At 61.7% G+C, this 20,395-nt stretch carries 21 protein-coding genes and 2 pseudogenes; 9 read left to right on the top strand and 14 right to left on the bottom strand.

Translation table 11 applies throughout. The annotated features are described in order from the left end of the window. Positions 1-284: 284 nt before the first annotated feature. Positions 285-1,256: a quinone oxidoreductase gene (locus tag FHT70_RS17695; RefSeq protein ID WP_183703475.1), complete on the bottom strand. Its 972-nt coding sequence runs from the start codon at positions 1,254-1,256 to the stop codon at positions 285-287. Positions 1,257-1,327: 71 nt separating this feature from the next. On the opposite strand from FHT70_RS17695, the gene FHT70_RS17690 reads away from it, so the two are divergent. Further along, positions 1,328-2,194 carry a LysR family transcriptional regulator gene (locus FHT70_RS17690; RefSeq protein ID WP_183703639.1) on the top strand — a complete coding sequence of 289 codons (867 nt, stop codon included), beginning with the start codon at positions 1,328-1,330 and terminating at the stop codon, positions 2,192-2,194. A gap of 30 nt (positions 2,195-2,224) precedes the next feature. Here FHT70_RS17690 and FHT70_RS17685 read toward each other — a convergent pair whose 3' ends face one another. From FHT70_RS17685 to FHT70_RS17675, 3 genes are all read right to left on the bottom strand, one after another. After that, on the bottom strand, positions 2,225-4,213 hold the full coding sequence (locus tag FHT70_RS17685; protein ID WP_348649555.1) for a PBP1A family penicillin-binding protein: 1,989 nt from the start codon (positions 4,211-4,213) through the stop codon (positions 2,225-2,227). Positions 4,214-4,650: 437 nt separating this feature from the next. Next, positions 4,651-5,292, bottom strand: coding sequence for a redoxin family protein (locus tag FHT70_RS17680; RefSeq protein WP_183703470.1), 642 nt, complete (start codon positions 5,290-5,292; stop codon positions 4,651-4,653). Positions 5,293-5,576: 284 nt separating this feature from the next. Further along, on the bottom strand, positions 5,577-6,017 hold the full coding sequence (locus tag FHT70_RS17675; protein WP_183703467.1) for a hypothetical protein: 441 nt from the start codon (positions 6,015-6,017) through the stop codon (positions 5,577-5,579). Positions 6,018-6,343: 326 nt separating this feature from the next. On the opposite strand from FHT70_RS17675, the gene FHT70_RS17670 reads away from it, so the two are divergent. Together FHT70_RS17670 and FHT70_RS17665 are read left to right on the top strand one after the other, a co-directional pair. After that, positions 6,344-7,321, top strand: coding sequence for a PAS domain-containing protein (locus FHT70_RS17670; protein ID WP_097601542.1), 978 nt, complete (start codon positions 6,344-6,346; stop codon positions 7,319-7,321). A 6-nt stretch (positions 7,322-7,327) separates the two neighbouring features. Beyond that, entirely contained in the window at positions 7,328-7,708 is a 381-nt protein-coding gene (locus tag FHT70_RS17665; protein WP_097601519.1) for a response regulator, read from the top strand. A 93-nt stretch (positions 7,709-7,801) separates the two neighbouring features. Here the strand turns inward: FHT70_RS17665 and cysN are convergent, their stop codons facing one another. From cysN to FHT70_RS17650, 3 genes are all read right to left on the bottom strand, one after another. Beyond that, a complete protein-coding gene (gene cysN / locus FHT70_RS17660; protein ID WP_097601520.1) occupies positions 7,802-9,298 on the bottom strand; it encodes a sulfate adenylyltransferase subunit CysN in 1,497 nt (498 codons plus the stop codon). Position 9,299: 1 nt separating this feature from the next. Further along, positions 9,300-10,253, bottom strand: coding sequence for a sulfate adenylyltransferase subunit CysD (gene cysD, locus FHT70_RS17655; protein ID WP_183703464.1), 954 nt, complete (start codon positions 10,251-10,253; stop codon positions 9,300-9,302). 111 nt (positions 10,254-10,364) lie between these two features. After that, positions 10,365-11,105, bottom strand: a complete 741-nt coding sequence (locus FHT70_RS17650; protein WP_097601522.1) for a phosphoadenylyl-sulfate reductase — start codon at positions 11,103-11,105, stop codon at positions 10,365-10,367. A 420-nt stretch (positions 11,106-11,525) separates the two neighbouring features. Here FHT70_RS17650 and FHT70_RS17645 point away from each other — a divergent pair, with 420 nt between their 5' ends. Next, entirely contained in the window at positions 11,526-11,972 is a 447-nt protein-coding gene (locus FHT70_RS17645; protein ID WP_097601523.1) for an Rrf2 family transcriptional regulator, read from the top strand. On the opposite strand, the gene FHT70_RS17640 is transcribed toward FHT70_RS17645, so the two are convergent. The 5 genes and pseudogenes from FHT70_RS17640 to FHT70_RS17620 all read right to left on the bottom strand — a co-directional run bounded on the left by FHT70_RS17640 (position 11,973) and on the right by FHT70_RS17620 (position 15,555). Then, positions 11,973-13,316 carry a chloride channel protein gene (locus tag FHT70_RS17640; protein WP_183703461.1) on the bottom strand — a complete coding sequence of 448 codons (1,344 nt, stop codon included), beginning with the start codon at positions 13,314-13,316 and terminating at the stop codon, positions 11,973-11,975. A 114-nt stretch (positions 13,317-13,430) separates the two neighbouring features. Further along, a pseudogene (locus FHT70_RS17635) lies at positions 13,431-13,654 on the bottom strand (GMC oxidoreductase); the annotation flags it as partial. 105 nt (positions 13,655-13,759) lie between these two features. Then, positions 13,760-14,539 carry an alpha/beta hydrolase gene (locus FHT70_RS17630; RefSeq protein ID WP_183703459.1) on the bottom strand — a complete coding sequence of 260 codons (780 nt, stop codon included), beginning with the start codon at positions 14,537-14,539 and terminating at the stop codon, positions 13,760-13,762. Between the two features lie 61 nt (positions 14,540-14,600). Continuing rightward, positions 14,601-15,368 carry an SDR family oxidoreductase gene (locus FHT70_RS17625; RefSeq protein ID WP_183703457.1) on the bottom strand — a complete coding sequence of 256 codons (768 nt, stop codon included), beginning with the start codon at positions 15,366-15,368 and terminating at the stop codon, positions 14,601-14,603. Beyond that, complete coding sequence (locus FHT70_RS17620; protein WP_176536403.1) at positions 15,352-15,555, bottom strand: hypothetical protein; 204 nt, start codon at positions 15,553-15,555, stop codon at positions 15,352-15,354. The genes FHT70_RS17625 and FHT70_RS17620 overlap by 17 nt, the downstream gene beginning before the upstream one ends. Before the next feature lie 42 nt (positions 15,556-15,597). On the opposite strand from FHT70_RS17620, the gene FHT70_RS17615 reads away from it, so the two are divergent. Beyond that, complete coding sequence (locus FHT70_RS17615; RefSeq protein WP_245421401.1) at positions 15,598-16,392, top strand: AraC family transcriptional regulator; 795 nt, start codon at positions 15,598-15,600, stop codon at positions 16,390-16,392. Positions 16,393-16,494: 102 nt separating this feature from the next. On the opposite strand, the pseudogene FHT70_RS30365 reads toward FHT70_RS17615, so the two are convergent. Then, positions 16,495-16,750: pseudogene (locus FHT70_RS30365) on the bottom strand (hypothetical protein); the annotation flags it as partial. A 105-nt stretch (positions 16,751-16,855) separates the two neighbouring features. Between FHT70_RS30365 and FHT70_RS17610 the strand changes: the two are divergent. The 4 genes from FHT70_RS17610 to FHT70_RS17595 all read left to right on the top strand — a co-directional run bounded on the left by FHT70_RS17610 (position 16,856) and on the right by FHT70_RS17595 (position 18,544). Next, complete coding sequence (locus tag FHT70_RS17610) at positions 16,856-17,242, top strand: DUF6152 family protein (protein ID WP_097601527.1); 387 nt, start codon at positions 16,856-16,858, stop codon at positions 17,240-17,242. A 19-nt stretch (positions 17,243-17,261) separates the two neighbouring features. After that, positions 17,262-17,735: a DUF6644 family protein gene (locus tag FHT70_RS17605; RefSeq protein ID WP_183703454.1), complete on the top strand. Its 474-nt coding sequence runs from the start codon at positions 17,262-17,264 to the stop codon at positions 17,733-17,735. Between the two features lie 109 nt (positions 17,736-17,844). Then, positions 17,845-18,132: a type II toxin-antitoxin system HigB family toxin gene (locus FHT70_RS17600; RefSeq protein WP_183703451.1), complete on the top strand. Its 288-nt coding sequence runs from the start codon at positions 17,845-17,847 to the stop codon at positions 18,130-18,132. Positions 18,133-18,136: 4 nt separating this feature from the next. Beyond that, on the top strand, positions 18,137-18,544 hold the full coding sequence (locus FHT70_RS17595; RefSeq protein ID WP_097601530.1) for a transcriptional regulator: 408 nt from the start codon (positions 18,137-18,139) through the stop codon (positions 18,542-18,544). Between the two features lie 22 nt (positions 18,545-18,566). Here FHT70_RS17595 and betA read toward each other — a convergent pair whose 3' ends face one another. Further along, positions 18,567-20,216: a choline dehydrogenase gene (betA, locus tag FHT70_RS17590; protein ID WP_097601531.1), complete on the bottom strand. Its 1,650-nt coding sequence runs from the start codon at positions 20,214-20,216 to the stop codon at positions 18,567-18,569. Between the last annotated feature and the right edge of the window lie 179 nt (positions 20,217-20,395).

Here is a 20,395-nt window from a genome sequence, read left to right as displayed (position 1 = left end):
CTTTCATCCTTTCCCGTCATTCGACGCCGACCAGACAGGCCGGCGTCTTTGCGAGGCAGGGCGCGGGCAGTCCATTGCCGATCGCCCACCTCGATGGCGGCATTCTATCGAAATAGGTTTTCCCGCTGTAGATGACCGGAATGGATAAGATAATGCCATTTTTTGGATAAATGTCTCCATCTGGTCGCTGTGGATCGCCCGACCCGATCAGACCGTCGAAGGCCGCCGCGCGATCGGAAGCGCTGGCGATCCATGATCTCTGCCAGTGTTCTTTCTCGAAGCAATCAGGGTATCAGCAGGATACTGCCCGCCGCGCGCCCGGATTCCATCTCTTCGTGCGCCTTCGCAACATCGGCCAAACGGTATTCGGCGCCGATCTGCGAAACGATCCCCGATTCCATCGCCCCGATCGCAGCGAGAGCAGCCTCGCGATATTGTCCGACGTCAGCGCACCAGGCCATGATGCTCGGATGGCAGAGCGCCTTGCCCGGGCGAAGTTCCTCGACAGGCACCGGTGGAATGGCGCCGGCGGCTTGACCGATGGTGACAGCCATGCCGAATGGGCGGACAGAGTGTATGCTTTTGAGAAGCGTATCCCCGCCGATCCCGTCATAGGCGACGTCGACGCCGAGCCCGTTCGTCAGCCGCTTCACTTCCGCGACGAAATCGGCGCCGCGCCCGACGATCAGGTGATCGGCTCCACAAGATCTGGCGAGGGCTGCCTTTTCGGAGGAACCGACCGTTCCGATCACCGTGGCTCCGAGCGACTTGGCCCAGCGAACCAGGATGCTGCCGAGCCCGCCGGCAGCCGCATGGATCAGAACGTGGTTTCCTGCACGCACATCATAGGTCTTCTTCAACAGCATGTAGGCGGTCATGCCTTTGAGGAGCGAACTCGCCGCCGTTTTTGCCGAAAGGGTATCCGGCAGCTTGATCGCCCTTTCAGCGGCGATGTTGCGCGCGGAACGATAGGCGCCGACCGGAGGCCCGGCATAGGCGACGCGATCACCTCTTTCGAACATCGAGACGCCCGAACCGACAGCCTCGACGATTCCAGCCGCTTCGGCGCCGATCACCGCGGGGTGGGACGGCATCGGGTAGATACCTTTCCGGTGATAAATGTCTAGAAAGTTCGTGCCGATCGCCTCATGACGGACTCTGATCTCGCCATCGCCGGGGCTGTCACACTGGCGCTGCTCGACATGGAACTGGTTGATGTCGCCAGGGACATTCAGCCATACGATCTGGTCAGTCATCGCTCGTGCTCTCCTTATTTCGGATAAAATAAGCGATGGCGGTACGGGTGAAAATTCCCTATTACTGCACAATGGTTGGGAGAGATTTCACAAAACTCGATTGGGACGACCTTCGGCATTTCCTGGCCCTCGCGCAATCGGGAACCTTGCTGAGTGCAGCAAAGCAACTCGGCGTCGAACATGCCACCGTCAGTCGCCGCGTTTCGTCGCTCGAATCCAGCCTCGGACGCAAACTCGTAGATCGCCGCGGACGCCGCATCATCTTGACGTCGGACGGAGAGCAGGTTGCGAGATACGCCGCTCTCGTCGCCGTCCAGACAGCGGCCATCGAGCAACTCGGTCGCAGCAGCGCCACGGAATTGCACGGCCATGTCAGGATCAGTGCCCCTCCCGCGCTCTCGAGCATGCTGCTTGCAAAACCCATCGCAGCCGTCAGGCGAGACCATCCCGGCGTTGAGATCACGCTTGTCGGAGAAAAGCGCCTCGCCTCCCTCAACAGGCGGGAGGCGGATGTGGCCGTGCGAATGTCGCGTCCTGAGGACGGAGATTACGCGATCGCCAAGCTCGGCGAGACAAGCTTTCATCTCTACGCATCGAAGGCCTATCTCGAAACGGTTCCGCCGTCGGACTGGACCTTCATCGGTTACGACGAAACCATGAATGCCTCACCGCAGCAATTGCGGCTGGTCGAACTGGCCGCCGGCCGGCCGATCGCTGTGAGATCGTCCGTTTTGGAGTTTCAGGCTGCAACTGCAAGCCTTGGTGCAGGTGTCGTCATGCTCCCAGATTTCGCCGTCGCGGAGTCGAGCGGTCTGCAGCGCATCGAGACCGAACAGCCGTTGACGAGAGAGGTCTGGCTGGTGGTCCATGCCGATATCAAGGACGTTCCCTCCGTCCGCGTCGTCGTCGATGCGCTGAAAAACGCTTTTAGCCGGTAGTCCCCGCGGTTGGATCTCTGCCGAACCAGATCACTTTTCGCAAAGCCTTCGGCCGCCCGAATAGGGCTGATAGGTACAATCGGATGGGCGAAAGGAGCGGTAGCTGCGCGAGCAGGCGGTGATGTTGCAGGACTGCGGGGCGGCTTGACCGTCGACCACCGCTTCGCTCGACCGCACTCCGTTGAGCGTCGGCTCGATCGTCGCCTCGCGGATGAAGTCCCGCCAAATATGGGCGGGCAGGGCGCCGCCCGTCACCCCCTTCATCGGCGCGTCATCATCATTACCAACCCAGACGCCAACGACGAGGGCGTCCGTGAAGCCGACGAACCAAGCATCACGATTGTTCTGGCTGGTGCCGGTCTTGCCGGCCGCAAAGGTGCCGGGATCTGCACCACGTCCCGTGCCGCGCTCGACCACCAACTGCAGGAGCCCGAGGAGGTCGGACTGGTAAGGCGAAAGATCGACATTCGGCTTTGATTGTACGCCAACGCGAAAGGCATTGGGCTGCCCTGCGGCTTGAAAATCGATGATACCCCAGGGCTTGACGGGGGCCTTGCCGAGCTGGACGGAGGCATAGGCGCTGGTGAGATTGAGCAGATTGACTTCGGAGGTACCGAGCGCCAACGACGGCGTGTCGGCCAGTGGCGCATCGATGCCGAGTTCGCGCGCCGCGGCAATCACATTGTCCAGACCGACCTCTTGGGCAAGCGCCACCGACGCGGCATTGAGCGATCGCGCGAACGCCTCGGCGAGCGTCACCCACCCACTATAGTTGCCGCCGGAATTTTCCGGCGACCAGCCGTCGATTTCAATTGGTGCGTCCAGAATCTGGTCGGACAAGGTGAGCCCAGCCTTCAATGCTGCGTAGTAGACGAACAGCTTGAAGGTGGAGCCCGGCTGGCGCATCGCAGTGACGGCGCGGTTGAACTGGCTCGCCTTGTAATCGCGCCCGCCAACCATCGCAACGACAGCGCCGTCCGGTGTCATCGCAACCAGCGCAGCCTGCGATGCTCCTACGGATTTTCCTTCGCCGTCCAAAGACCGTTTCACGATCCTCTCGGCGATCTGCTGTAACTGCGGCACCAGCGTCGTGCGCACCGTCGTCGACCCTGGCGAGGAGCCGGCGATTTCGCTCGCCTGCGGCGAAATCCAGTCTGCAAACCAGCTCCCGGAGCGCGGGGTCGGCGTCGTTGGATGCAGCTTGGCAAAGCTCGTCTTGGCCTCCGTCGCCTGTGGCGCGGTGATCTTGCCATTGGCCGTCATCGCGTCGAGAACGACCAGGGTGCGCTGCCGGGCGCCTTCGAAATTATCGATGGGGTTCCATTGACTGGGCGCTCGCAGCAGCCCCGCCAGCATCGCCGACTCCGGCAGATTGAGGGCGCCGATATCCTTGTTGAAATAGATGCGCGCGGCGGCAGGCATGCCGGTCGCACCGGCGCCAAGATAGACGCTGTTGAGATAGCGCGTCAGGATTTCCCGCTTGCCGAGCTTCCACTCCAGCCAGAATGCGATGACGACTTCCTGTATCTTTCGTTTTATCGTCCGATCGCTGTCGAGGTATTGCAGCTTGATGAGTTGCTGGGTGATGGTGCTGCCACCCTCCACCACCGAGCCGGCCTCCAAGTTCCGCAGAAGCGCCCTGCCGATGCCCCTGGGGTCGACGCCGAAATGATCCATGAACCGGCGGTCCTCGATCGACAGCACGGCATCGATCAGATGGGGTGGAAACTGGTCGTATCGCGCATAGGGACCTTGATAAGGCCCCTGTCTCACCAATGGCGCGCCGTCGGCGGTTTCCAGCACCACGACCGGCTTCAACGTTCCATCCCGGATCTCGCTCCAGGGCACGTCTTTCAATGCCCACACCAGCACGCTTCCGACGAGGAGGCAGACAAGAAGGATCGACCCGAGAGCGTATTTCCGCCAGCCCGCCAGAAGGGACCGGAGCTGGCTGCTTTCAGCCGGATTGGTGCGCCGATCGCGAATCCTGCGGCGGGTTCTGGCCAGAGCGGTGGTCATCCACTGGGTTGGATCCGATGTGGCTGCCCGCCGCATCGACCTCCTGAGCTTCCGCCTCAAAAGCGAAGCGGCCGTCCTGCTCTTCGCCAAGGCGGCACTTGCCCGCAAATCGTGACGCAGCGCATGCAATAGATTGCTCGCGGCCTGTCTGGTTTGGCCGAAGGATCCGTGGGGGGGTTGCGGGTCGTCGACTTTGGTAATGTCTGGTGGATCCGAGGCAGCCGCTTGCGCCGCCGGATCTGCTGCCTGATTGCGACCCGAGATCGAGCTGCTAACGCTTTCACCTGAGGAATCGGGAGAATTGGGCATCGGGTACCGCTAAAAAGCTAACGCAGCATGATCTATATATCCGCGTGATGCGGAGTGTTCTACCGCAAAAGGTCGCAGCAGTTCCGGAACTCACCACCCGGGCGGTGGGCGTCGAGCGAGTTTTTCTCTCAAGGTGCGACTTGGGAAGCTACCGACATCAATTCCTGGGAATTCGGTGCCTTGAATGTTTGTAGCCCGGGCTCCAGAGCTTCAGTGAAGCGCCACCGTACGATGCCCTCCCGGTCGATGAGGAACTGACCGACAAGCTGCCCATGGTCGGCGGTCATCATCTGCTGATCGGCTTCCGTCATTTGATATCCTTCCTTCTCGTTGAGAAATTCGTCCATTGCCCTCACGCCCATAGGCTCGGGCAGCTCGCCCGGAAGATCGATCCGTATCGCCATGAGCGTATCGATCCCGACCTCGCGTAAGCCGAAGGCTTGGTGCGAAGCCCGTACCGGGTCGGAAGCAGCAAGAAGATCGGGTATCGGATGGTAACGGAAATAGAGTCGCGCGCGTTCGACCGGGGTGTTTACAACAGCCAGGGATTGGACGCCTTTCTCACGCAGCACCGGATTTAGATATGCCATGGCGGCGACATGGCGCCGGCAGAACGGGCAATGCAGGCCCCGAAACAAACCGATCAACAACGGGCTGCGGCCACGAAAATCATCAAGTGCGATCTTCCCCTCGTGCGAGATTGCATCAAACACAACGTTCGGGACCCGGTCGCCCGGTTGTAGCGGATGGTCGACATGCTTTGTGGACATGGATAACCTCCTCGCTCGGGATCAGTCGAGCAAAGGCGCCACGTGAAGTACTGCGAGGTCGAGATTGAGCGTTGCAGGCCTGACCTCTCGTCTCACCGCCAGGATCCGATCTAAGAATGGCCTCACATGAGCCCGCGGGCAAGCGGTAAACTCCGAATCGTGAATTGAAAAAGTCCGTTTTCTGCAAACACTGATTTTTTAGCGGCCAATCTGTGAATTATCGCACACTGACCGGCCGCAAGCCTCTAGCAACTCTGCGCATCGCGACCACTTCGGGACGGCCCTTACTTTACCGTGATGGCAATACCGCTGAGATCGGCGTTGACTTGCAGGCCTACCTGCTTGCCCGAGAGTTCGAGTTGGGCGCCCTTCTCATTGGTCATGACGATCATCTGGGCACCTTTGCCGACAGCGCCGCCACCACCCGCCGCACCGTAGACCCCCGTCACATCTTGAGCGCGGCGGATATGGCGAACGGTACCATGAAAATTGGTCTTAGAAGCCCCGAAGGCGAGGCCACCCGAGATGCCGCCGACAGTGATGGGATAGCGGCGACCATGGAAGGTCAGCGTGCCTTCGCCTCCAGTGCCACCCACAAAGAAGGCAGCCTTGTAGACCGAGAAGCTGATCGTACCGCTGTCGGCATGCGCGGAGCCGGCGAAGCTTACTCCCGCCGCCGCGATAACCGCAGCCGCGACTGAACGAATTGTGGACGAATTCTTCATGATGCAAGTCTCCTCAAAATCGAGGCTTACCCAGCCAGAAGGGCGTGTCAACGTCATGCCAAAGTCACAGCTGAAACAGTCTCGCCCGTCATTAGTTCCAAGCACGCGGCCAGAATCCGACCGGGAGAAAGCGGCCAACGGATGGCAAACATAGTCTCGGTGGCAGGGCAGCCGGTGGCAGCCCATGACGCTGTCACGGGGCTTGACCGGGCCGCCACCTGGCGGACATTTCCAGCCATGCAGAAAAGATTACTTTAGACGCAGGGGCTGTGGGGGCCTTCATATTGTCGACTCGTTAAGCGTACGGTGAGGAGGGAATGCCATCGATGTTGCTGGAAGATTTGTATCGCCTGATGAAGACCGGGCACGTACAGGCCCAGGGCATCGTCGACACGATGACCCAGCCCGTTGTCGTGCTGGATCAGAATCTCTGTGTGACGACCGCAAACAATGCATTCATCAAGACTTTCGAAGTCGAGCGGGACGACATCCTCTCGCAGAACTTCTTCCGGCTTGGAAATGGGCAATGGGATATTCCGGAGCTTCGGCAGCTCATAGCCTCGGTGATCCCACGGGCGGCCGCCGTCATTGGCTTCGAAGTGAAGCATGAATTCCCGACGATCGGCCAGCGTACATTCCTTGTCGATGCCCGCCGCCTCGTTCATCCGGATAACAACAGTCCCAACATCCTGGTCATCTTCGACGACGTGACGGAGCGCCGGCGCCACGATGCCGAGATGGACTTCATCGTGGCCGAGATGCGGCATCGGCTGAGGAACCTGTCGGCCGTCGTTCAGTCGGTCGTGAACAACACCAGGACCGACGATCCGGCTGTGGCAAGCTTCAAGGAAGCGCTGCTTGGAAGGCTCGATATCACCTTTCGAGCTCAGGAAGTTGCTGCCATTGGCGGGCTGACTGAGTTCGAAGCATTGCTGCGAGGCGCGGTCGGTGCGACGGTTTGGGAACGGCTCGAATGCTCTGGACCGTCCGTAGAATTTGGAAGTTCAAAGGTTCTCCCGGTCAGCATGATCCTGCACGAGCTCGGCACGAACGCGTTGAAGCATGGTGCTGCCTCGGTGCCCGGCGGAAAGATACGGGTGACGTGGGAAATGGAAGCCGGGCCGCGGGACCGGACGTGGCTCGTATGTCAGTGGCGCGAGGAAGCAGGGCCGCCTATTCATGAGTCTGTACGCCAGGGCTACGGGACCGAACTAATCGAGGGCCTCGCCGCCCATATGGGTGGAAGCGTGGAACTTAACTATCCTCCCAGTGGTTTCACTGCGACGATCAAATTCCCGATGTGAGGTCATGTGAGCGATATTGTCGACACGAGGGCAGGCGCGACCAAGGTCCTCGTCGTCGAGGACGAGTTCTTCATCGCCGATGAACTCCGACGTAAACTGACCGCTGCCGGATTGCAGGTGCTTGGCCCGGTGTCATCGAACGAGCGCGCTCTCGATCTGCTGGAGCAGGATCGACCTGACGTTGCTGTCCTTGACGTTCATCTCGGCGAGGCAAGAGTGACCGCGGTAGCTGCGAAGCTTCGCCAGTTGAATGTCCCGATCGTTCTGGCGACAGCAAGTCCTGCCCATGAACTTGCATCTGACCCAGTCCTCGCGGGCGCGGTCATCCTGGAAAAGCCCACTGATTTCGGTCTTCTCATCGAAACCGTTCGCAGGGCGGTCAAGTGACTGTTCTCAGGGCTGCAACCTCTCAGCGGAGGTCTGCTTGGGGAGTCCGCGTGTTGGAAAAGAGGCCAGTCTGGCTGGCCTCTTGAACCATGATCAAATATCGCTTGCGGCGCTCGACCACAACTCGGCCGCCTCGGCTGCCGTCATCCGCCGGACCTCGGCCTCGTGGCTGCGGCTGGCGAAGAGTTCGCTGGCCATGATCTGCTCGGCCAAGTCGGCCGGCAGCGAGAGGATGACGCGGGCTTCGCCATTGTGCAGGCCGCCGAGTTCGGTGCGTTTGCCGGTCACCATGCCGCCGGCGACCGTGTTGTTGGTCTCCGGATCGATCAGGATGAAGGAGCCGGACTGGCGGTTCTGCTCGTAAGGATCGAAGATCGCCGCTTCGTCAAAGGCAAGCCGGACCTTGCCGATGGCGTTCATGTAGAGCCGCTGGGCGGGGTTCCAGGTGCCGGTCTTCAATTCGAGCTGGCTGAGCGGCTGCACCTGGACGCGCTGGCGGCGGCTGCCGCTCTTCAGCCAGTAGCGTTTGCCGGGCTCGATGCCTTCGGGCTGCAGCGCGACGATCTGCGCGTCGAAGGCCAGGCCGACCTGCGGCTGGGCGTCGATAGAGACGATCATGTCGCCGCGTGCCACGTCGACCTGGCGGTCGAGCACCAGCGTTATCGCGTCGCCGGCAACGGCCGCGTTGCGCACGAGATCGAAGGTGACGATCTTGGAGACGTTGGCGACCATGCCCGACGGCAGGATCATGACGCTGTCGCCCGGCTTGACCGAGCCGCCGGCAACCGTGCCCTGATAGCCGCGGAAGCTTTCGCCCGGACGCGACACACGCTGCACCGACAGGCGGAAGCCGACCGTCTGCGACGAGCGCACGGTGGCAAGCTCCAACGTCTCCACCAGCGTCGGGCCAGTGTACCAGGGCATGGCGCCCTGGCCGGAATAGACGACATTTTCGCCCTTCAGCGCCGACATCGGAATGGCGGTGATCTGCTTGACGCCGAGCGACAGAGCGAATTCGCGGAATTCGTGGCTGATCTTCTCGAAGCCGGCGCGGTCATAGCCCGTCAGGTCGATCTTGTTGACGGCAAGCACGAACTGCCTGATTCCGAGCAGCGAGGCGATCGTAGCGTGGCGGCGCGTCTGTTCGAGGATGCCGAGACGGGCGTCGACGAGCAGGATGGCGAGATCGGCCGTCGAGGCGCCGGTCGCCATGTTGCGGGTATATTGCTCGTGACCGGGCGTGTCGGCGACGATGAAGGAGCGCTTGTCGGTCGAGAAATAGCGATAGGCGACATCGATGGTGATGCCCTGCTCGCGTTCGGCCTGCAGGCCGTCGAGCAAGAGCGCGAAGTCGGGCAGGCCGAGGTCGTTCTGCTTACCGGTGGAATCGCGCTGCAGCGTGGCGGCCTGGTCTTCCTTGACGGCCTTGGTGTCCCACAGCAGGCGGCCGATCAGGGTCGACTTGCCGTCATCGACACTGCCGCAGGTAATCAGGCGCAGCGGGCGCGAGTCGCGCTGGGCCTTCTGCGGCTCGGCGGCGGGCAGGCTGGCGACGGTTGCGGCCGAGACGGCGGTGTTGGCTGCGGTCATCTCAGAAATATCCTTCACGCTTCTTCTTTTCCATGGAGCCGGACTGGTCGCGGTCGATGGCGCGGCCCTGACGTTCGGACACCGTTGCGATTTCGAGTTCGGCGATCACCTCTTCGAGCGTGCTCGCCTCGGAACGGATGGCGCCGGTCAGCGGGAAGTCGCCGAGCGTGCGGAAGCGGATCATGCCCTCCTGGCGCACTTCGCCGGGCAGCAGCTCGAGGCGCGGATCCTCGGCAAGGATGATCATGCCGTCGCGCTCGACGAACTTGCGCTTGCGGGCGTAGTAGAGCGGCACGAGCGGGATGTCCTCGGCCTGGATGTAGCGCCAGATATCGACCTCGGTCCAGTTCGACAGCGGGAAGGCGCGCACGCTCTCGCCCTTGCGGATCATGCCGTTGTAGATGTTCCAGAGTTCCGGTCGCTGGTTGCGCGGATCCCAGCGATGGTCCGGAGTGCGGAAGGAATAGATGCGCTCCTTGGCGCGGCTTGCCTCCTCGTCGCGCCGGGCGCCGCCGAAAGCGGCGTCGAACTGGCCGGCATCGAGCGCCTGGCGCAGGCTTTCGGTCTTCATGATGTCGGTGAAGGCAGCCGAGCCATGGGTGAAGGGCGTGATGTTTTCGGCCGCGCCTCGCGGATTGATATGCTCGATGACATCGAGATCGTACTTCTTCGCGGTCTCGTCGCGGAAGGCGATCATCTCGCGGAACTTCCAGCCGGTGTTCACATGTAAGAGCGGGAAGGGCACGCGGCCGGGATAGAAAGCCTTGCGCGCCAGGTGCAGCAGCACTGAGGAATCCTTGCCGATCGAATAGAGCATGACGGGACGCTCGAATTCGGCTGCGACTTCGCGGAAGATGTGGATGGATTCGTTTTCGAGCGCTTTCAGATGCGGGTCGAGCGGCGCCTTGGCGCTCTGGGGATTGCTGAGTTCCGTATCCGGACGGCTATCGGGCATGTCTTACTCCAGACTGTCGGTCCTTGCGGCTGCCCGCAGGGCTTTCTCGATTGTGGCTCTTCGGGGCCTGCGGCGATCGCCGCGCCCTGATCCGAAAAGCCGGGAAGATAGTTATTGTGCGGCGATCGCCGCGGCCTCTTCGGCGACATGCAGGCCGCATTCGCGCTTCTCGTCCTGCTCCCACCACCAGCGGCCGGCGCGTTCCGGCTCGCCGGGCTTGATCGCCCTTGTGCAGGGCTCGCAGCCGATCGAGGGATAGCCGCGCGCATGCAGCGGATTGACCGGCACGCCGTTTTCGGCAACGAAGGCCTTGATCGCCTCGATGTCCCAATCGGCTAGCGGATTGACCTTCAGGAGGTGCCGTTCGGCGTCATATTCGGCAAAGGGCGTCTCGGCGCGGTTGGCCGATTGCCCGCGGCGCAGACCGGTGATCCAGATCGTCGCCCCTTCGAGCGCACGCGCAAGCGGTTTCAGCTTGCGCACGCCGCAACAGGCATGCCTGGCTTCGACGCTCTCGTAGAAACCGTTGAGGCCGTATTGCGCGGCATAGGCGTCGATATCGGCCTTCTCTGGCGCGAAGCGCTGGATATGGATGTCGTACTGGGCTTCCGTCTCGTCGATCAGCGCCAGCGTCTCGGCAAACAGGCGGCCGGTTTCCAGTGTCGCGATGTCGATTGGCAGGCGATGCGTGCCGATCTCGGCGGTGATCACCTGGTCCTCGATGCCGAGCGAGGTGGTGAACACCACGCGGCCGCCAAGGCCTGCCACCAGCGACAGACGTCCGGCAAGGTCGAGGCCTGCCAGCTTGTCGTTCAGCGCCTCGGCTTCTGTATTCGGATTGATAACAGTCATGGAAATCCTGTCCTTAGTTGCCGGGAGTATCGCAGTTCAAGCCTGGATCGGACAGAAAAAGGGATTTCGAAAGCTGCGGCCGGAAGAGCAAATATCTCTCCGAAGCTGCCGCAATGCAGAAAAGCAGCCGCCCGCGGGCGAAATCCGCGTCGGCAGCTTCAATGTCTATCGAATTAGTAGACTTACACGCAGCCTGTCAATCCGAAATCTGAAGTGATGCTGAAAAAGGTGCGGAAGGCACTGATTTGGCGTAGTTTGCGAGGGCTTGGCCAAGCGTGAAAAACAAGGCCAAAAATGCTTGTCCCTCAAGGCGTTCTGCCGGCGCGTTCAAATTCCGTTCATGCTGGTTGTGCCATAGAGGCGAATATACGTGTGAAGCGGCGCGGGATGCGCGCCGCCTGTGTGTGTTGACGGTCTGAGATGATTACGCAAAAGGCGAAATATGCGCTGCGGGCGCTGACGGTTCTGGCGGATGCCGGTGCCGACGAACCCGTGATGATTTCCGATATCGCCGCGCAGCAGAAGATCCCGAAGAAGTTCCTCGAACAGATCCTGCTCGACCTCAAACATCACGGCATCGTCGTCAGCCGCCGGGGCAAGCAGGGTGGCTATCTCCTGCTCAAGCCCGCCCACACCATCACCTTCGGCGAAATCCTGCGCATCATCGACGGTCCGATCGCCCCGCTGCCGTGCCTGTCGATCACCGCCTATCGCAGGTGCGACGATTGCGACGGCGAACAGAATTGCGAAATCAGACACGTCTTCGCCAAAGTGGCTGACGCCACCCGTAAGGTGCTGTTTTCGACTACGATCGCCGATGCCGTCGCCCCGCGGCAAGGCGCCGAAGTCACCCGCCTGCTCGCCTGATCAGTTCTCAGCCGTTTCCCTGGCGCGCCGGGCTCGGATCGCTGCGGCGATGAAGACGCGCGACAGGCCGTGATAGAGCGGCTCGCGGCACAGGATGCGCGAGGTGATGTAGCCGATCATCGATACCGCCATGATCGGAATGACGGCCTGATGGTCGCCGGTCATTTCCAGAATGATGACGAAGGCGGTCATCGGTGCTTGCACCACGCCGGAGAAATATCCGGCCATGCCGAGAATAGCCGCAAGCGCTATGCTGCTGCCCATGATCTGGCCGATCGTGCTGCCGAAGCCGGCGCCGACGGAGAGCGAGGGCGCGAAGATGCCGCCCGGAATCCCCGACATCATCGACAGAAAGCCCGCAAGAAGCTTTTCGAGGAAGAACAGCAGGGGCAGGGGATTGCCCTCGACGGCGCCTTTCGCCTGGTCGTAGCCCGTTCCGAAGGTCATGCCGCCCGAGAGGATGCCGATCGCCGCGACGACAAGCCCGCAGGCCGCTGCCAGCATCACCATCCGCGGCAGCGGCTGCGGATGTGCCCACCGGCGAACCTGCTGTCCGAGATGGAGCGCAAGCCCGCTGAAAGCCGCACCCAGTGCGCCGCCGCCGATGCCGCAGATGAGCACCAGTTCCCAGTCGCCCACCGAGGCCGGGGCGACCGCGGTGGACCCGAAATAATTGTAGCTGCCGGCAAGTCCGAGCGCGGCAAGACCCGAAAGGATGACGGCCGTCAACACCAGACCGTTCGCTCGGGACTCATAGGTCCGGCTCATTTCCTCAATGGCGAAGACGATGCCGGCGAGCGGTGTGTTGAAGGCCGCGGCGATGCCGGCCGCCGAACCGGCGAGGATCAGCCCGCGCGCCTGCGCCATGCCGCCGAAGCGCGCGACGGCCAGCATGATCGAAGCGCCCACCTGCACGGTCGGCCCCTCGCGGCCGATCGATGCACCGCTTGCGAGCCCCAGCACGGTCAGCAGAATCTTGCCGAAGACGAGCCGCAGCGACAGCAGCCGCGTGCGGTCCTCCGCATCGCGCAGATGCCGCGCGGCAATCGCCTGCGGAATGCCACTGCCCTGCGCGTTCGGGAAGAATGTTGCCGCGAGACAGGCCGATAGCATGAAGCCGAGCGGCGTGATGAGAAGCGGCAGCAGAAAACCCCATTGCCCGGAAGCGGTCACGCCGGCAAAGCCGCGCTGCGCCAGATCGGCAAGCCTGGCGAAGCCGACGCTGATGATGCCGATCGCAAAGGCGCCGAACCAGAAGATCAACCGTGGACGCCAGAGGGAGAAGGAGCCCCACAGGACACGCGATCTACGGAAAAGTCTGGACTTGCGATGGAACACGGGCATGCCGGAGCGCGGATGTTGGACAGGCCTCTTCCTAAACCGGTTTGCAGGGATTGGGCCACCTCTTTCTTCCGAAAATTGCTTCTGTGATGGCGGCCTGGCAGCTTTCGCCACTCATCATCGATCGCTGACCGCCGCCCGCGGGCTGACCCACGGCTCCTGGTTCGAGCGCGCCAGCTGCTGCTTGCCGAGAATATGATCCGCCGCCTTCTCGCCGGTCATGATCGAGGGCCGTTGAGATTGCCGTAGGTGACGTGCGGGAAGATCGAGCTGTCGGCGACCCTCAGGCCGTCGACGCCGATCACCCGCGTCTGCGGATCGACCGCCGCCATCGGATCGTCATCCGGGCCGGCGTCTTTCCGAGTGCCTCGGCGAGCTCCCCGTTGGCCTTGCCGGCAGCAATTAGGCTCGGAATATCGGCTCGCGCGGCGTCAGGGGATCCAATGTCATGATTGCCCGGCAGCTTCCAGAATGAGCTTGGTGATCTCATCCGGATGTGAAATGAGCGACAGGTGGCTGCATTCGAGTTCGATGGCTTTAGCGCCCATGCGTCTGGCCATGAAACGCTGCAGGTCTGGATTTATCGTCCCATCTTGCGTCGAAACGGCGTAGTAACTTGGCTTGGAGCGCCAAGCAGCGTTTGAGGTTTTGCCGGTGAGCAACGCCCTTTGGAATGGTTGTTGAACGGCATAGAGCACCCTTGCCCTCGCCTCGGGAAGATCGCCCCCGAAATCGCGCAGGAACGCTTCTTCCGTCAGCCGTCCTTCGTCGCCGTCGAAGACAATGCCCGCGGTTGCGGGTGGTGTCGGGTAGGTTTTTGCCAAAGCTGCATAGTCCTCACCTGCATCCGGTGCTCGGGCAGCGACATAAACCAGTGAAGAGACGTTCGGATGTACGCCTGCTTCGGTGAGGATCATCCCCGAAAAGGAGTGCCCGACAAAGACGGTCGGACCGTCCTGCCGGTCGAGGACGCGCCTGGCGGCCGCCACGGCATCGGGAAGCGTAGTAAGAGGGTTCTGGACCGCCGTGCAGTTCAGGCCCTTCGCCTGCAGCCGGCCGATAACCTCGGTCCAGCATGATCCGTCGGCGAAAAGTCCATGCACGAGAACGACATTGCGCGCCTTTGCAGGCGTGGGTGTGGCGGCAAGGCCGGCATGTGTCGCAACAAGTGACGTGGCGGCACCGACGAGCAAAGTTTTCGAAAATGTGCGTCTGTTCATCATCATGATCGAATCTCCATCGTTTGCGAAACGGTAGGATTATTTGAACTCAGCCCGGACCGGCGTCTCAGATTGACATGCCGCCGGAGACCTCGATGCGTTGGGCATTGACCCAGCGATTGTCCTCGGAGAGCAGCGAGGCAATCATCGGGCCGATATCGTCGGGCAGGCCAGCGCGGCCCAGCGCCGTCATTTCGGCGACACGCTGGTTCAGATCCGGATTGTCGCGCACCATACCGCCGCTAAAGTCGGTTTGGATGGCGCCGGGCGCGACGACATTGACGGCGATGCGACGCGGTCCCAGCTCTTTTGCCATGTACCGGGTCAGCACCTCGACCGCTCCCTTCATTGCACCGTAAGGAGCGCTGCCAGGAACGATGATGCGAGTCAGGCCGCTCGACAGGTTGACGATCCGGCCGCCGTCATTGATCAGCGGCAAGAGTTTCTGCGTCAAGAAGAAAACGCCCTTGAAGTGCACATTGTAAAGCATGTCCAGTTCATCTTCCGTCGTCGCCTCGATGCTGTTGTGGTGCGAGGTTCCGGCATTGTTGACGAGGCAGTCGAAGCGCTCGGCGCCTAGATCGGCAAGCGCCTGTTTTACGGCGTCGACGAAAAGGTCGAAACCGTTGGCATCACCCGTGTCGAGCTTGAGGGCAGTGGCTTTGGCGCCGGCTTCAGCAACCAGGGCCACGACCTTTTCGGCTTCCGCCCTGCTGGAATTGTAGGTGAGGATCGAGTCCACACCGCGTCTGGCGAGGGTGAGCACGGTGTTGCGGCCCAACCCGCGGCTGCCGCCGGTGACGATTGCGATTTTGCGTTCAGAATTCTGTGTCATCGCCGTTCTCCTTTGACTGACGACGCTGAACATAAGAGGGCGAAGCACGGGCGAACATGCCGGAATCAGCTTCTTTCTTGCCTGATCCTGCCTCCGGCGTTAGTTTGGAATTCCAGAATTGCGGGGAATGCGATTGGGCGCTCTTTCGATCTTGTATGATGCTGTCGTCGCCGCGTTTGCGGCTCATGGAAACAGGAGCCCCTATTTCACACCGATCGACGGGCTGGCCTTGCTCCGATCCTTTTCCGAGCGGCATCCGAACCACCTGATTCACCGGCCGGCGCTCTGCATCGTGGTGCAGGGGGCGAAATGGACGACGTTCGGCGAACGGAGGCTCCATTATCGCACCAGCCAGGCCATGGTCGTCAGCGTCGAGATGCCGGGTGCAAGCCAGGTGGTGCATGGCGCGCCGGATGCGCCCTATCTCAGCGTCGTCATCGAACTCGACCAGGCGATCCTACGCGAAGTCTATGAAAGCATGGAGGCACCGCCCACTCCGGCCTCCGACGAGCATGCCGCCGCCTTCGTTATGGAGCTCAGCGAGGCGATCCTCGGCTGCGCCGCGCGCGCCGTCAGCCTGCTCGGCGAGCCGCAGGCAATCCCGCTGCTGTATCCCGGCGTCAAACGCGAACTCTGCTACCGCCTGCTGGCCGGGCCACATGGCGCTGTCTTCGCCCGCATGGTCGTCGGCGCGGAGCGAAACAGGCGTCTGGTCGAAGCGATCCACGCATTGCGGGGCAATTTCGACAAGCAGGTGCGCGTCGATGATCTTGCCGCGCTCGCCGGCCTGAGCCCGACAGCCTTCCATCGTCAGTTCAAGGCATTGACTGCGATGACACCGGTGCAGTTTCAAAAGCAGATCCGCCTGATGGAGGCGCGCCGGCTGATGCTGTCGCGCGAAATGTCGGCGGAAACGGTCGCCTTTGAGGTGGGCTATGCCAGCCCCTCACAGTTCAGCCGGGAATATGCCCGGCTGTTCGGGGCTCCGCCACGCCGAGACATCGGAAAGCTTCTGTCGGCCTGACTGTTTCAGCGTGCATGGTGAAACTACCCATGACCGCTGTTGGCCGCGCAAGCGGTCACCGCGCACGATCACCGGCTGGTGGCATTTGCTACATAATTCCGAATAATTGTAGCTGCCGGCAAGCCCGAGGGCGGCAAGGCCCGAAAGGATGACGGCCGTCAACACCATCCCGTTCGCACGGGACTCATAGGTCCGGCTCATTTCCTCGATGGCGAAGACGATGCGGCGAGCGGCGCATGAAGCCGAGCGGCGTGATGAGAAGCGGCAGCAGAAAACCCCATTGCCCGGAAGCGGCCATGCCGGCAAAGGAGTGCTGCGCCAGATCCGCAAGCCTGGCGAAGCCGACCCTTCCTAAACCGGTTTGCCGGAAGGGAACCACCTCTTTCTTCAAGATTTGGTGAAATACCTTTTCTCGCCGCCGGCATGCTCCACCTGCTTGCCCATTCGGGTAGGGAGAACCATCATGCCGATAATTTCAGTAAAGCGGGTAGTTGCCGTGGCAATGCTCGTGGCGGTTTTTGCCACGGGTGCTGCCGCCCATCACGGCTGGTCGTGGGCCGAGGCGGACCAGATCGAGCTGCGCGGCACCATCGAGAGAATATCGATGGGCTGGCCGCATCCGACGCTCGATATCGCTACCGCCGATGACGGCGTCTGGCGCGTCGAACTCGGCAATCCACGGCAGACCGAACGCTCAGGCTTCGTCGAAGGCGTCGCCAAGCCCGGCGATCAGGTCGTGGCGCTCGGAAACCGTTCCCAGGATCAGAAAGAAAAGCGGCTAAAGGCAGTTCGCATCACCATCGGCGAGAAGCGCTACGATATCTATCCCGACCGCATCCGGACGAACTGATTTCCGGGCGAACCAGGCTGTGATCGAGATTCTCGAATGGGTGTCGGCGACGACGCCTGCGGTCGCCCTCCGGCGCTCCGGAACGCTCTACATGCTTGTCAATGCCGCTCATATCCTGGCAATCGGCCTGCTCGTCGGCGCCATTCTGCCGCTTGATCTGAGGCTCGCCGGCTTCTTCCGAAAGGCGCCGGTGGAAATCCTCGCCCCGTTCCTGTCGCGCGCCGCCGGCATCGGCCTCGTCGGGGCCATCCTCACCGGTTTCTGCCTCTTCAGCGTACGAGCGGTCGAATATGCCGCCAATCCCGCCTTCCTTACCAAGCTGTGCCTGATCACCCTAGGTGTTCTCAACCTGTCGATCGTGCATTTCGGGCGAGGCTGGAAAACGGCGGTGTCGTCAGGCATCATCCGGCCCCGCCTGCGCTTCTCTGCGGCATTGTCGGCCACGGTCTGGATCGCTGCCGTGCTTGCTGGCCGGTGGATCGGTTTCCTCTGAGGCAAAAAGCCCGCCCGCAGGTCTTCGATCTCCTCATAGCAACTTGCGATAATTAGATGGTTGCGCTAGATTGCAGTCATAGCAAAATGCGATACGCGCTTTCGAGTTCATGCACGTCATCACGCAGAAAAAGATCTGGGAGGCGAAGGATCGATGGCCTCATGCGGCCAATGCCCTGGATACTTGGTATCGACTGATGAAGTCGTCGGAGCCGACAGACTTCGCCGATATGAAGTCACTGTTTCCGGCAACGGATAAAGTCGGGCAGCACCACGTGTTCGACATCGGCGGCAATAAGCTGCGCTTGATCGCGGTCGTACATTACAAATTCAGGAAGGTCTATATTCAGCGGATCATGGATCATGCCGAGTACGACAAGGGAGCATGGAAGGGTTAGGGCGATGAGCGCACTTGTAGAACGGGTAAGCGAGCACTGGATGCATGTGGCTCCTCTTCTTGCCATGCCGGCCAGTGAAGCTGAGTATGATCATCTCGTGAAGCAACTTGACGAGATTCTTGCTGAAGTGGGCGACGACGAGGATCATCCCTTGGCGTTGCTCGCGTCTCGCATGGCGGATCTCGTTGAGGCCTATGACGAGCAAAACCGCCCAATGCCTCCAGTGACCGGCGCCGATGCACTCCGCTATGTCATGGAGGAGCGGAGCCTTGCCCAGTCAGATCTGCCGGAAGTGGGGGCTCAGTCCGTCGTGTCTGAGATATTGAGCGGCAAGCGACAGATCAATGTTCGGCAAGCGCGCGCGCTGAGTGAGCGGTTTCTGATTCCGGCATCCGTATTTCTGTCGTTGTGACGATAGATGTTCACCCCAAATATCACCGGTCGCTGACCGCCGCCCGCGGGTTGACCCACGGCTCCTGGTTCGAGCGCGCCAGCGGCTGTTTGCCGAGAATATGATCCGCCGCCTTCTCGCCGGTCATGATCGACGGGCCGTTCAGGTTGCCGTAGGTGACGTGCGGGAAGATCGAGCTGTCGGCGACCCGCAGGCCATCGACGCCGATCACCCGCGTCTGCGGATCGACCACCGCCATCGGATCGTCCTTGGCGCCCATCTTGCAGGTGCCGCAGGGGTGATAGGCGCTTTCCAGATGTTCGCGCAGGAAGGCATCGATCTCATCGTCGCTCTGCACTTCTTCGCCCGGCTGGATCTCCGGGCCGCGATAGGCGTCGAAGGCCTTCTGCCCGAAGATCTCGCGGGTCAGCCGAACGCAGTGGCGGAATTTCTCCCAGTCCTCCGGATGGCTCATATAGTTGAAGCGCAGCACCGGATCGGCCTTGGGATCGGGTGAGCGCAGCGTCACGCTGCCGCGCGATTTCGACAGATTGTAGCCGACATGCACCTGGAAGCCGTGGCTCTTGGCCGCCGCCTTGCCGTCATAGCTGATCGCCACCGGCAGGAAGTGATATTGGATATCCGGCTGCTTCAGCCCGGGGGCCGAGCGCAGGAAGGCGCAGGCCTCGAACTGGTTGGAAGCGCCGAGCCCACCCTTGGAGAGCAGCCATTGCGCGCCTGCCACTCCCTGCCAGAACCAGGGCAGCCAGGAATAGAGCGACACGGGCTTGGTGCTGACCTGCTGGAAATAGAATTCCATATGGTCCTGCAGGTTGGCGCCGACACCAGGACGGTCGGCCTTCACCTCGATGCCCATTTCCTTCAGATGCTCGCCCGGGCCGATGCCGGACAGCATCAGGAGCTTCGGCGAATTGAAGGAGGAGGCGGAGACGATCACCTCGCGGTTGGCCTTCACCACCTCTGTCCTGCCGCCGCGTTCGATCTCCACGCCGGTCGCCCGCCCGTTCTCGATGACGATCTTGCTCGCTAGGCCATAGACGATCCCCACATTGTGGCGCTTCAGCGCCGGCTTCAGATAGGCGTTGGCGGCAGACCAGCGGCGGCCGGCAAAGATGGTCTGCTCCATCAGGCCGAAGCCTTCCTGCTTGCTGCCGTTGTAATCCTCCGTCGTCTCGAAGCCCGCCTGTTTGCCGGCCTCGACGAAGGCCCGGAAGAGCGGATTGGTGAAGCCGCCGCGCTGCACGTGCAGCGGCCCGTCCGTGCCGCGCCAGCCCTCTTCGCCGCCGTGCGAATGTTCCATCCGCTTGAAATAGGGGAGAACGTCGGCATAGGCCCAGCCGCTGGCGCCAAGTTCTTCCCATCGGTTGAAGTCTTCGGCATGGCCGCGCACATAGACCATGCCGTTGATCGAGGAGGAGCCGCCGATCACCTTGCCGCGCGGCGCGGTGATGCGCCGGTTGTTGAGGTTCGGCTCCGGCTCGGAGAGATAGCCCCAATTATAGCGTTTCATGCTCATCGGCCAGGCAAGGGCTGCCGGCATCTGGATGAACGGCCCGAAATCGCTGCCGCCGGCCTCGATGACGAGAACGCTGTTCTTGCCGTCTTCGGAGAGACGGTAGGCCAGCGCCGAACCGGCCGAGCCCGAGCCGATGATGACGAAATCTGCTTGCATCTATTTGTTTCCCTTGAGCTGCCATCATCCGGCTGCTTCTTGTTTTTCCTGGAGCCTGCCCCTCATCCGCCTGCCGGCACCTTCTCCCCGCCTGCGGGGAGAAGGGGATATGCCGCACCGGCTTCGCTCAACCTTGACGCTGCGTTTGGCACGTCCCCTCTCCCCGTTCTTACGGGGAG

This window comes from Rhizobium sp. BK049 (genome assembly GCF_014193135.1).
Lineage (GTDB): Bacteria > Pseudomonadota > Alphaproteobacteria > Rhizobiales > Rhizobiaceae > Rhizobium.
The sequence above is the reverse complement of the archived record's forward strand: the minus strand, read 5'-3'. Positions and strand labels throughout refer to the sequence as shown.

Coding starts and splice junctions, on each gene's coding strand:
- FHT70_RS17695 (WP_183703475.1), bottom strand. CDS start 1,256: ATGACTGACCAGATCGTATGGCTGAATGTCCCTGGCGACATCAACCAG.
- FHT70_RS17690 (WP_183703639.1), top strand. CDS start 1,328: ATGGTTGGGAGAGATTTCACAAAACTCGATTGGGACGACCTTCGGCAT.
- FHT70_RS17685 (WP_348649555.1), bottom strand. CDS start 4,213: ATGACCACCGCTCTGGCCAGAACCCGCCGCAGGATTCGCGATCGGCGC.
- FHT70_RS17680 (WP_183703470.1), bottom strand. CDS start 5,292: ATGTCCACAAAGCATGTCGACCATCCGCTACAACCGGGCGACCGGGTC.
- FHT70_RS17675 (WP_183703467.1), bottom strand. CDS start 6,017: ATGAAGAATTCGTCCACAATTCGTTCAGTCGCGGCTGCGGTTATCGCG.
- FHT70_RS17670 (WP_097601542.1), top strand. CDS start 6,344: ATGTTGCTGGAAGATTTGTATCGCCTGATGAAGACCGGGCACGTACAG.
- cysN (WP_097601520.1), bottom strand. CDS start 9,298: ATGACCGCAGCCAACACCGCCGTCTCGGCCGCAACCGTCGCCAGCCTG.
- cysD (WP_183703464.1), bottom strand. CDS start 10,253: ATGCCCGATAGCCGTCCGGATACGGAACTCAGCAATCCCCAGAGCGCC.
- FHT70_RS17650 (WP_097601522.1), bottom strand. CDS start 11,105: ATGACTGTTATCAATCCGAATACAGAAGCCGAGGCGCTGAACGACAAG.
- FHT70_RS17645 (WP_097601523.1), top strand. CDS start 11,526: ATGATTACGCAAAAGGCGAAATATGCGCTGCGGGCGCTGACGGTTCTG.
- FHT70_RS17640 (WP_183703461.1), bottom strand. CDS start 13,316: ATGCCCGTGTTCCATCGCAAGTCCAGACTTTTCCGTAGATCGCGTGTC.
- FHT70_RS17630 (WP_183703459.1), bottom strand. CDS start 14,539: ATGATGATGAACAGACGCACATTTTCGAAAACTTTGCTCGTCGGTGCC.
- FHT70_RS17625 (WP_183703457.1), bottom strand. CDS start 15,368: ATGACACAGAATTCTGAACGCAAAATCGCAATCGTCACCGGCGGCAGC.
- FHT70_RS17620 (WP_176536403.1), bottom strand. CDS start 15,555: ATGAGCCGCAAACGCGGCGACGACAGCATCATACAAGATCGAAAGAGC.
- FHT70_RS17610 (WP_097601527.1), top strand. CDS start 16,856: ATGCCGATAATTTCAGTAAAGCGGGTAGTTGCCGTGGCAATGCTCGTG.
- FHT70_RS17600 (WP_183703451.1), top strand. CDS start 17,845: ATGCACGTCATCACGCAGAAAAAGATCTGGGAGGCGAAGGATCGATGG.
- FHT70_RS17595 (WP_097601530.1), top strand. CDS start 18,137: ATGAGCGCACTTGTAGAACGGGTAAGCGAGCACTGGATGCATGTGGCT.
- betA (WP_097601531.1), bottom strand. CDS start 20,216: ATGCAAGCAGATTTCGTCATCATCGGCTCGGGCTCGGCCGGTTCGGCG.